The 10,668-nt window shown below is 42.5% G+C and carries 6 protein-coding genes; all 6 read right to left on the bottom strand.

Translation table 11 applies throughout. The annotated features are described in order from the left end of the window. Window positions 1–7 precede the first annotated feature (7 nt). On the bottom strand, window positions 8–1,195 hold the full coding sequence (nusA, locus tag AU377_RS12975) for a transcription termination factor NusA (RefSeq protein WP_067408189.1): 1,188 nt from the start codon (window positions 1,193–1,195) through the stop codon (window positions 8–10). A gap of 22 nt (window positions 1,196–1,217) precedes the next feature. Next, window positions 1,218–1,694 carry a ribosome maturation factor RimP gene (rimP, locus tag AU377_RS12970; protein ID WP_067408188.1) on the bottom strand — a complete coding sequence of 159 codons (477 nt, stop codon included), beginning with the start codon at window positions 1,692–1,694 and terminating at the stop codon, window positions 1,218–1,220. A 264-nt stretch (window positions 1,695–1,958) separates the two neighbouring features. Continuing rightward, on the bottom strand, window positions 1,959–6,269 hold the full coding sequence (locus AU377_RS12965; protein ID WP_067408187.1) for a PolC-type DNA polymerase III: 4,311 nt from the start codon (window positions 6,267–6,269) through the stop codon (window positions 1,959–1,961). 107 nt (window positions 6,270–6,376) lie between these two features. Beyond that, window positions 6,377–8,083, bottom strand: a complete 1,707-nt coding sequence (locus tag AU377_RS12960; protein ID WP_067408186.1) for a proline--tRNA ligase — start codon at window positions 8,081–8,083, stop codon at window positions 6,377–6,379. A 120-nt stretch (window positions 8,084–8,203) separates the two neighbouring features. Continuing rightward, window positions 8,204–9,463: an RIP metalloprotease RseP gene (rseP, locus tag AU377_RS12955; protein ID WP_067408185.1), complete on the bottom strand. Its 1,260-nt coding sequence runs from the start codon at window positions 9,461–9,463 to the stop codon at window positions 8,204–8,206. 43 nt (window positions 9,464–9,506) lie between these two features. Further along, complete coding sequence (gene dxr, locus AU377_RS12950) at window positions 9,507–10,655, bottom strand: 1-deoxy-D-xylulose-5-phosphate reductoisomerase (RefSeq protein WP_067408184.1); 1,149 nt, start codon at window positions 10,653–10,655, stop codon at window positions 9,507–9,509. Window positions 10,656–10,668: the final 13 nt, after the last annotated feature.

Here is a 10,668-nt window from a genome sequence, read left to right as displayed (position 1 = left end):
TTTCTGATCAGTCTTTTTCCTCTTCGTCTGCATATAAATCAATAGATTCAGCGTCCTGCTCTTCAGCTAAAAAGTCTTCGTCAAAGTATGGGTCGTCTTCATATACTTCCTTTGAATCTAGCCCGTCTTCCCCTGTCATTACAGGTGGGTAAATGCCGAGTTCACGTGCATCTGTCTCACTTTTAATATCGATTTTCCAGCCTGTTAATTTCGCCGCAAGTCGGGCATTTTGACCGCGTTTTCCAATCGCAAGCGAAAGTTGATAATCTGGCACAACGACAGTCGTTGAACGATCTTCCTCATTCACTTGAACGTCTAATACTTTTGAAGGGCTCAATGCATTTGCCACAAAGACAATTGGATCTTCTGACCATTCAACAATATCGACTTTTTCACCGTTCAATTCATTAGAAATGGTTTGGACACGTGCACCTCTCGCGCCGACACATGAACCAACTGGATCCACCTCTTCATTGTTCGTATGAACAGAAATTTTGGAGCGATCTCCTGCTTCGCGGGCAATCGATTTGATCTCTACAATTCCATCGTAAATTTCAGGTACTTCCATTTCGAATAATCTTCTTAAAAGGCCTGGATGTGTTCTAGAGACAAATACTTGAGGTCCGCGTGATGTCCGTTCTACTTTTGTAATATACACCTTGATGCGATCATGCGGTTTGTAGACTTCTGTTTGAATTTGTTCTCCGACCGGCAGTACAGCCTCCACTTTTCCAAGACCGACATATAAGTTACGAGCATCGAAGCGCTCAATTATCCCATTCACAATATCATCTTCACGATCCACATATTCATCGTAAATCAGACCGCGCTCAGCCTCTCGCACACGTTGCGTCACAACTTGCTTTGCTGTTTGTGCTGCAATCCTTCCAAAATCGCGAGGCGTAACTTCCTCCTCAACGATATCACCGATTTCGTATACGGGATTGAGCTTCTGTGCATCTTCTAAAGACACTTCTAAGCGATCATCCTCTACTTCTTCCACTACATCTTTGCGGGCGTATACTTTCATCGTGCCTTTTGCAAGGTTCAAGTCGACGCGCACGTTTTGCGCCTGATTAAAATTACGTTTGTAAGCTGTCACAAGTGCAGCTTCAATTGCCTCAACTAATATATCCCTTGATATTCCTTTCTGCTTTTCAAGGGCTGTCAATGCATCGAGTAGATCACTACTCATAGTTAATCACTCCTATATTCAATTATGAAGAAAAATCGATTGCCAAACGTGCAAATGCGATTTTTTCTTTGTCAATGACGACCGACACTGTACGTGTTTTAATTCGGATCTGTATTTCAGCGGAATCTGGCCCATAAGAAAGCAAATACCCCTCAAATTCCTTCATACCATCAATCGATTCATATGTTTTGATAAATACATATTGCCCAATCGCATTTTGAAAGTCTGTTTCCTTTTTCAACGGACGCTCGGCGCCAGGTGAAGAAACTTCTAGAAAATAGTTTTGCGGAATAGGATCTGTGCGGTCAAGCTCTTCACTTAATCTTTCACTTACTAGCGCACATTGATCGATATCGATATTCCCTTCAGGTGTATCAATATAAACACGTAAAAACCAGTCTCTTCCTTCTTTGACAAATTCGATGTCAACGAGCTCAAGCTCTAAGTGATCTACGATTGGACTAACGAGTTTTTCGACTTCTTCCGTAATTTTACTCATCTTAACCCTCCCGAACCTTATCATAATCTTATGTAAAGATGGTTAATATCATTGGATTCGGCCAATTCTTACAAAGATAAAAGCCCTTTCCTTTTAACCAAAACTCCCTGAAACTTTACATAAAAATAGTACAGAACAACAGAAAAGAGCGGGATAACCCACTCTTTTTGCGCGAGACTATTACAAAAGTTGTTTTCATCATACCACACGTAAAAAAACGGTGCAAATATTGTGCTGTCAACTGCTTTCATGGTTTTAATCGTTTTAGAACAAGGATAGCTGATTTGCGTCGGGCATACCTTCAAGACAACCAAGTCCGTCCATATATTCGATGACGGTTTTTGATACCCGACCACGCTTTTGAAGATCTTCTTTTGATAAGAACTCTCCTTCTTTTCGTGCCTCTACTACCATCTTCGCAACGTTCGTTCCAAGGGATGGAATGGCATTGAACGGTGGAATTAATGAATTTCCTTCAATTAAAAATTCGGTTGCATCTGACTTATATAAATCCGGTTTTGCCATTGTAAATCCTCGCTCCCACATTTCTAATGCAATTTCCAACACTGTCAACAATGACTTTTCCTTTGGCGATGCATCCAGACCTTTGGCATTGATCTCTTGAATTTGTGCACGGATCGATGCAGAGCCTTTTGTCATCGTTAGTAAATCAAAGTCTGCAGCACGGACTGTAAAATAGGCGGCATAGTACATAATTGGATGATGCACTTTAAAATAGGCAATCCGCAGCGCCATTAAAACATAGGCAGCGGCATGCGCTTTCGGGAACATATATTTTATTTTTTTACAGGACTCAATATACCAATTCGGTACGTTATTCGCTTTCATTTCGGCCTCAAACTCTGGTGTGAGGCCTCTACCTTTTCGAACAAACTCCATTATTTTAAATGCCATGGAAGGTTCTAGTCCTTGATAAATTAAGTAAACCATAATATCATCCCGACAACCGATTACGTCTGACAATTCACAGGTTTTATTTTGAATAAGTTCTTGTGCATTGCCAAGCCAAACGTCTGTACCATGGGATAGTCCAGAGATCTGAATCAGCTCGGAAAATGTTGATGGCTTTGTTTCCTCTAGCATTTGGCGAACGAAACGGGTTCCAAATTCAGGGACACCGAGCGTTCCCGTTTTACAGCCAATTTGTTCTTCTGTCACGCCAAGTGATGAAGTACCGCTAAACAATGCCATGACACCTTCATCGTCTGGCGGTATCGTAATCGGATCGATTCCCGACAAGTCTTGGAGCATTTTAATCATCGTCGGATCATCGTGTCCAAGGATATCCAGTTTCAGTAAGTTATTATCGATCGAGTGGAAATCGAAATGTGTTGTTTTCCAACTGGATGATGTATCGTCGGCTGGGAACTGAATCGGAGAAAAGTCGAAAATCTCCATACTATCCGGCACAACAATAATTCCTCCTGGGTGTTGTCCCGTGTTCCGCTTCACACCCGAACACCCTTGAACAAGGCGATCGATTTCAGCGCCGCGGAAATGTAAGTTATTGTCATTCATATAACCGCGCACATACCCATAAGCCGTTTTCTCCGCCACCGTGCCAATCGTTCCCGCCCGATAAACATACTCTTCACCAAACAACTCTTTCGTATAATTATGCGCATGCGCTTGATAATCACCGCTGAAGTTGAGATCGATGTCAGGTACCTTGTCTCCTTCGAATCCGAGAAACGTTTCGAAGGGGATGTCTTGTCCGTCTTTTTTCATTTTTGCTCCGCAAGATGGACATTCTTTGTCTGGTAAATCATACCCGGAGCTTACTGATCCGTCGTCAAAGAATTCCGATGCTTTACAAGAAGGGCAGACATAATGCGGCGGTAAAGGATTGACTTCTGTAATTTCCATCATCGTTGCAACGAGGGAAGATCCAACCGATCCGCGTGACCCGACAAGATAGCCATCGTCCAAAGACTTTTTCACCAGTTTATGTGAAATCAAATAAATAACTGCGAACCCATGGCCGATAATTGACTTCAATTCCTTTTCGATCCGCGCTTGAATAATTTCTGGCAGCTCTTCGCCATAAATCCTATGTGCCATCGAATACGTTAAAGAACGAACTTCTTCATCCGCACCTTCAATTTCGGGTGTATACAAATCATCTTTAATCGGTTTGACGTTTCCAATCCTTTCGACGATCGCAGCCGGATTGTCGATCACAATTTCTTCTGCTACTTGATCACCTAAAAATGAAAACTCCTCCAGCATTTCATCAGTCGTTCGGAAGTGAACCGCCGGAAGGGAATGTCGATTTAACGGATTCGCACCGCCTTGTGATCGAACAAGTACTTTGCGGAACGTTGCATCGGTTTCATCAATATAATGCACATTCCCCGTTACACAAACCGGCAAACCAACCTTTTTCCCAAGCTTAATCATTTTCCGCATAATGTCTTCCATATTCCATTCATCCCGAATAAGTTCCAGTTCGATTAAATGGGAATAGACCGCTTTCGGATGAATCTCTAGATAATCGTAAAACTTGGCGATCTCTTCTACTTCATCGAGGGATTTTTGCATAAGCCCTTCAAAGACTTCACCTTTATCACAGCCCGAACCGACCAATAATCCTTTGCGGTGCTTGATCAGCAAAGAGCGAGGAATACGCGGTACCCGATAGAAGTAATTCATATGGGAATAAGAAACCAATTTAAATAAATTTTTCAACCCTTCATCATCAACAGCCAGCAGTGTACAATGCGAGGGTCTTGAACGTTTATACGCATCTCCTTCGCCGATTCTTTCGTTGAAGTCATCCAGATACTCAATCCCTTTTTCAAACGATTCCTTTAAAAATTGAATAAAAAGATAAGCGGTCGCTTCGGTATCGTAGATGGCGCGGTGATGTTGCGTAAGCTCAATATTATATCTTTTCGCGAGCGTATTTAACCGGTGATTTCTTAACTCGGGCAGTAAAAAACGGGCAAGTTCAAGTGTGTCAATAACCGGGTATGCTACAGCCGGCAACCCCGCTTTTTTGGAAGCCTCATAAAAGAAACCCATATCAAACTTTGCATTATGCGCGACGAGAACTGAATCACCAATAAATTCAACGAAATCTTTTATCACCTCTTCAACTTCTGGCGCATTCTTCACCATATCATCCGTAATGCCAGTTAGTTCCGTCGTTGTGGATGATAGTGGATGATGAGGATTCGCGAACCGTTCAAATGTATCAATGATTTCGCCATTTCTAACTCTCACTGCTGCCAATTCAATAATCGTGTCATAAACGGCAGAAAGACCTGTCGTTTCCACGTCAAACACAACAAAAGTATCGTCTTCAAGTTTCCGATGCTGTTCATCATAAACAATGGGTACACCATCATCGACCAAATTGGCTTCCAATCCGAACACAACTTTGATGTCATGTTTTTTCCCGGCGGCATAAGCCTCAGGAAACGCTTGGACATTTGCATGATCTGTAATCGCAATCGCCGGGTGGCCCCATTTCGCTGCTTGGGCTACAAGATCGGATGCGGAAACAACCGCATCCATTTGACTCATCATCGTATGCGCATGCAATTCGATTCGTTTTCGATCTTCCGGCGCCACATCTTTGCGAATAGTGGGTGATATTTCCATAATATCTTGGGCCATCATAATCAGATCACGTACAAACGTATCGTTTTGAATACCACCCCGCGCGCGAACCCACGCGCCTTTCTTCAATGACTTCATCATTTCCGCATCTTCGTTATCCCTTGAGAACATTTTAACTAATATAGAGTCCGTATAGTCGGTTACCTTTAATGTTAACAAAGATCTTCCACTTCGAAGCTCGCGCACTTCCGTGTCGAAAACATATCCTTCAATCGTCACGCGTCGCTCCTCATCCTGAATCGACTGAATTTCAACCATTTGCTCATCATCTTTAATGGGAATACCAAGGATGAATGGACCTGAAACTTGATCGTTATCCTTTTTCGAAGCCTCCCGCTGCTGTAGTTGTTCGAGTGCTTTTTTGGCGAACTCTTCCTCTTCTGCTTCTCGTTCTGCAATAAACGCCATATGTGCAGCAAGTGCCTCATCGTTTTCTTGTGCCAATGTAAAATCGACAATCGGTCTTGGAAATCCAAATGATGTATACATTTCGGAAATGAGTTCCGCATATTTCCCTTTCAACGTTTGGTATTCCATATCATTCACGCATGTCAGCATGATTTTATCACCGGTTATCTTAGGCTTTTGTCCAACGAGTCGTTCACGTATAGGCGGAGACATGACTGTCATTTCTTCAACGACTAGCCGCCAATAATCAATGAGCAGCTGTTCTTCAATTTCTTTTGCCTGACTTGTGATCTGTAAACGAATCGTTGCAATTGCCGCAAATGCTTCGCGAATTCGCTGGGCAAACAAACGATAAATCTGAACCGGCAAAGGGCGGCGGAGAGTAATGGTAAATTGCCAAATCCTTGATTTTCGATGGATGTCAACTTTGTTTAACTCTGCATCTTGAAAATGCATAACGTATTCATCATCTGTCATCCCAACTTGTTGCAACAATAGCAACAACTTACTTTTTGCGTCCATGTTCCAGCTCCTTTCACTAATTTCATACATTTCCTTCTAAATTTTAGGCACTGAAAAAGAAAAAGGAAGCACCTTAACCGGCCTTCCTTTTTTCTTTATGAAGACAGTTAGTCCATCGCAAAAAAAGCTTGTAGCTTTTCAGTCACTTCTTCTTTTTGCCACTCAAGCGACTCGCCCGTCTGCCGAAACTTCACTTCGACAATGCCATCTTCAGCTTTTTTACCTATCGTAATACGTACAGGTAAACCGATTAAATCCGCATCCGCAAATTTGACACCCGCCCGATCAGAACGATCATCATACAGCACATCATACCGATAGGATTTTAAAAGACTGTACAATTCTTCGGCCAATTCCCGTTGTTGGTCGTCCTTTGTATTGACTGCAATAATATGAATATCGAATGGTGCAATTTGTTTGGGCCATTTCAAACCACTTTCATCCCGAAACTGTTCAGCAATTGCAGCTAAAATTCGTGAAATACCTATTCCATAGCAACCCATAAAGTACGGTTGTGATTTTCCGTTGTCGTCTAAAAAGGATGCGTCCATTGCCTCGCTGTAAGTTGTACCAAGTTTAAAAATATGCCCAAGCTCTATTCCTTTTACGAACTGGATTGTTCCATTTCCATCCGGAGAAGGATCTCCTTCTTGGATATAACGAAGATCCTCATAGCGCGTCACTTCAAAATCACGTTCAGGATTGACATTTATAAAATGGTATCCATCTTCATTTGCACCGCAAATGCCATTCACGACGGATTGAATCGCATGATCTGCATAGACTTGTACACCTAGCGGAATTTTCACAGGTCCGACCGAGCCAAATGCACAGGCAAACAACTCCACTGCATCTTTAGAATCGGCAAGTTCAACGGAAGATGCGCCAACGGCATTCTTCAGTTTGATGGCATTTATTTCATGATCCCCTCGGCACAGAACGACGGCTAACTGCCCGTCTATTTTAAATAACAATGTTTTAATACAACGCGCCGTATCAGAATTTAGAAATGTTGATACTTCTTCAATGGAGCGTTGGTTGGGTGTTGCAACTTTTTCCATGTCCTTCAACGGTTCATTCGCTTTTTCGTACGTCACGTTGACCGTCGCCATTTCAATATTTGCTGCATAAGTTGATAGATTGCTATAGGCAATCGTATCTTCACCAATATCGGATAATGCCATAAATTCATGAGTATCCGTACCTCCGATTGCTCCGCCATCGGCTAAAACAACACGAAAGTCTAATCCAAGCCGCGTAAAAATAGCTGTGTATGCTGCTTGCATTTCTGTATATTTCGCATCCAAACTTTCCTTTGAATCATGAAAAGAGTAGGCATCTTTCATAATGAATTCCCGCCCGCGGAGCAAGCCAAAGCGGGGGCGCTGTTCATCCCGAAACTTCGTTTGAATTTGATAGAGCGTTAAAGGGAGTTTTTTATAACTTTTCACTTCGTCACGAACGAGTGTTGTAATCACTTCTTCGTGGGTTGGTCCTAATACAAATTGTCGCGCATGTCGATCTTGAAGACGGAATAGCTCAGGTCCGTAGGCATCTAATCTGCCAGATTCTTGCCAAATCTCAGCTTGCTGCAGCGCTGGCAACAAAACTTCTACAGCTTCAATCGCATTTAACTCTTCCCGAATGACCGCTTCAATTTTCCGAAGCACTCTCACCGCAAGCGGCAGGAATGAATAGACCCCACTCGAAATTTGACGCAAAAAACCTGCGCGTAAAAGCAACTGATGAGATGCGACATCTGCATCTGATGGCACTTCACGCATTGTCGGTATTAAAGTTCGTGTTTGTTTCAAGTTTGTTCCCACCCTATGCTGTAGTCTCTACCCCATTTTAACGAAAAATGGGGCTGTCTTCAATAAGTGCCTAGCACTTAGTATGAAACAGCCCCATTCGTAATAACAACTAAAATCAATTTAAAAGAAGAATCGTTGGATGTCGTTCCATGTGACAATGAGCATGAGAAGCATAAGAAGCACAATCCCAACGAAATGGACCATTCCTTCTTTTTGCTTATCAATCGGTTTGCCGCGAATCGCTTCAAATAAGAAAAACAATAGCCTTCCACCATCTAATGCCGGTAATGGAAGTAAATTCATAATCCCTAAGTTAATACTTAAAACGGCAGCCCAATTCATAAGATTATAAATTCCGAATTGAGCGACTTGTTCTGTTGTTTTATAAATGCCTACCGGTCCGGATAAAGCGTCGATTGAGAATTTTCCAGTGATCAACATTCCTAGCAACTCGAATATTTTTTTCGTCACAACGACCGTTTGCTCCGCACCAAATACGATTGCTTTTAATGGATTTTTTTCTGTTGGACTATTGTAATAAACACCAATTTGGCCATATTCCCTGCCAGCCTCTACCAACTTATTCGGAACAATCGTTAAATCGACTAGCTTGCTATCTCGTTCTACAGTAAATTGAAGGGGCACGCCTGGATTTTCTTGGATAATTTCGGTGAATTCCGTCCATGTTTGAACGGGCTTCCCGTTCACTTCTTTTACGTAATCACCTTTCTCCATACCAGCCGCATAAGCCGGTCCGTCGCTCTGCACATCCCAAATAACTGGTTCGTTCGTCGGTACTCCTTGAAAAAGGCCTATTGCAAGGAAGATTAAAAATGCCAAGATGAAATTAAACAACGGCCCTGCAAAAATGGCCATCGCTCGGCTGCCAACAGATTTCGATTCAAACTGCCGATCGTAAGGCGCGATGAATGTTTCTTGTCCTTTTTCAACGATGACCGCATTTCGTGCGACTTGAAAGCGTACAAACTCTCCCTCGTCATCATAACCTTCGATAGTCAAATCCCTTTCCAGATCAGATGATTCTGTTTCTAGAAATAACACATCCGGATTTGACACATTTTGGTTCAAGTAGATCTTTTTCACTTTACCCGATGGCCCCACCAGTAAGCCGATGCGGTAACCAGGTTGCAATTCAACAGTGTCAAATTCTTCTCCAGCCATTCTAACATAACCGCCGAGCGGCAAAAGTCGAATGGTGTATAAAGTTTCACCCTTTGTAATGCCTATAACTTTGGGTCCAAAACCAATGGCAAATTCCCGCACCATAATTCCGGCTTTCTTTGCGAACAAAAAGTGTCCAAGCTCGTGAAAAAAAACGAGGGAGCCGAATATAATGATAAACGCGATTACGGTTTCCATGTAAAACCACCTTCACTGGCCTTTGAGGCCCATACTAAATAATTTATTTTACCATATCAAATACCGCTTTACGAGCCGCAGTATCCACCTCTAAGATCGTTTCTAGATCCATCGCCGCCACTTTTTGATGTGCATTCATCACACGCTCAATCAATTCTTCAATTTGAACGAACGAAATGCGCCCTTCCATAAATAATTGTACAGCGATTTCATTTGCTGCATTCATCGCTGTCGGCATCGTTCCGCCTTCCTTACCGGCAGCGTATGCAAGTCCAAGTGCCTTAAAACGTTCGAGATCCATTTTTTCAAAATGTAGCTTTCCAATTTCCTCAAGTCTAAGCGGCTTAGCATTTTGCATTGGAATTCGGTCTGGATAAGTCAATGCATATTGAATCGGAACCCGCATATCCGGCGAGCCAAGTTGGGCCATAACACTCGTATCTTCAAATTCAACCATAGAATGGATAATACTTTCCCGATGGAGTAAACAGTCGATTTGATCGTAAGGCATATTAAACAAATGATGGGCTTCTATGACTTCTAAACCCTTATTCATCATTGTCGCCGAATCGATCGTCAACTTATTGCCCATTGACCAATTGGGATGAGCAAGAGCTTGTTCAACTGTGACACCTGTTAACTGATCGCGTGTCAATTCTCTAAAACTGCCACCTGATGCTGTTAAGATCAGTCGGGAAACACGCTTCGGGTTTTCACCATTTAACGCTTGGAAAAGTGCGGAATGTTCACTATCGACTGGCAACAATGGCACATGATATTTCCGCGCCTCGGCCATAACGAGATCTCCCGCCGCCACAAGTGTTTCTTTATTGGAAATCGCAACTGGAATCCCCGCTCGAATAGCTTCTAGTGTCGGCTTAAGACCGACGCTTCCAATCACAGCATTTACAAGAATATCTGCACCAGAATGGACAGCAATTTCTATCAGTCCTTCCATTCCCGACATGAATTTAATGGAGGGAAATTCTGCTTGCAATAGCTGTGCATCTTCTTCTCGAATAAGCGAGACCGATTTTGGCTGAAATGAGGCTGCAATTTCACGTACTTTATTGATATTCATTCCAGCTGAAAAAGATACGAGTTTAAATTGCTCTGGATTAGACCCGATAATGTCTAATGTTTGTCTGCCAATGGAGCCAGTAGCGCCAAGCAAACTGATTTTTTTTAACATAATAAAATCCCTC

The organism is Sporosarcina sp. HYO08 (assembly GCF_001563475.1).
GTDB lineage: Bacteria > Bacillota > Bacilli > Bacillales_A > Planococcaceae > Sporosarcina.
Note: the sequence above shows the minus strand (reverse complement) of the source record. Positions and strands in the feature narration are given on the sequence as shown.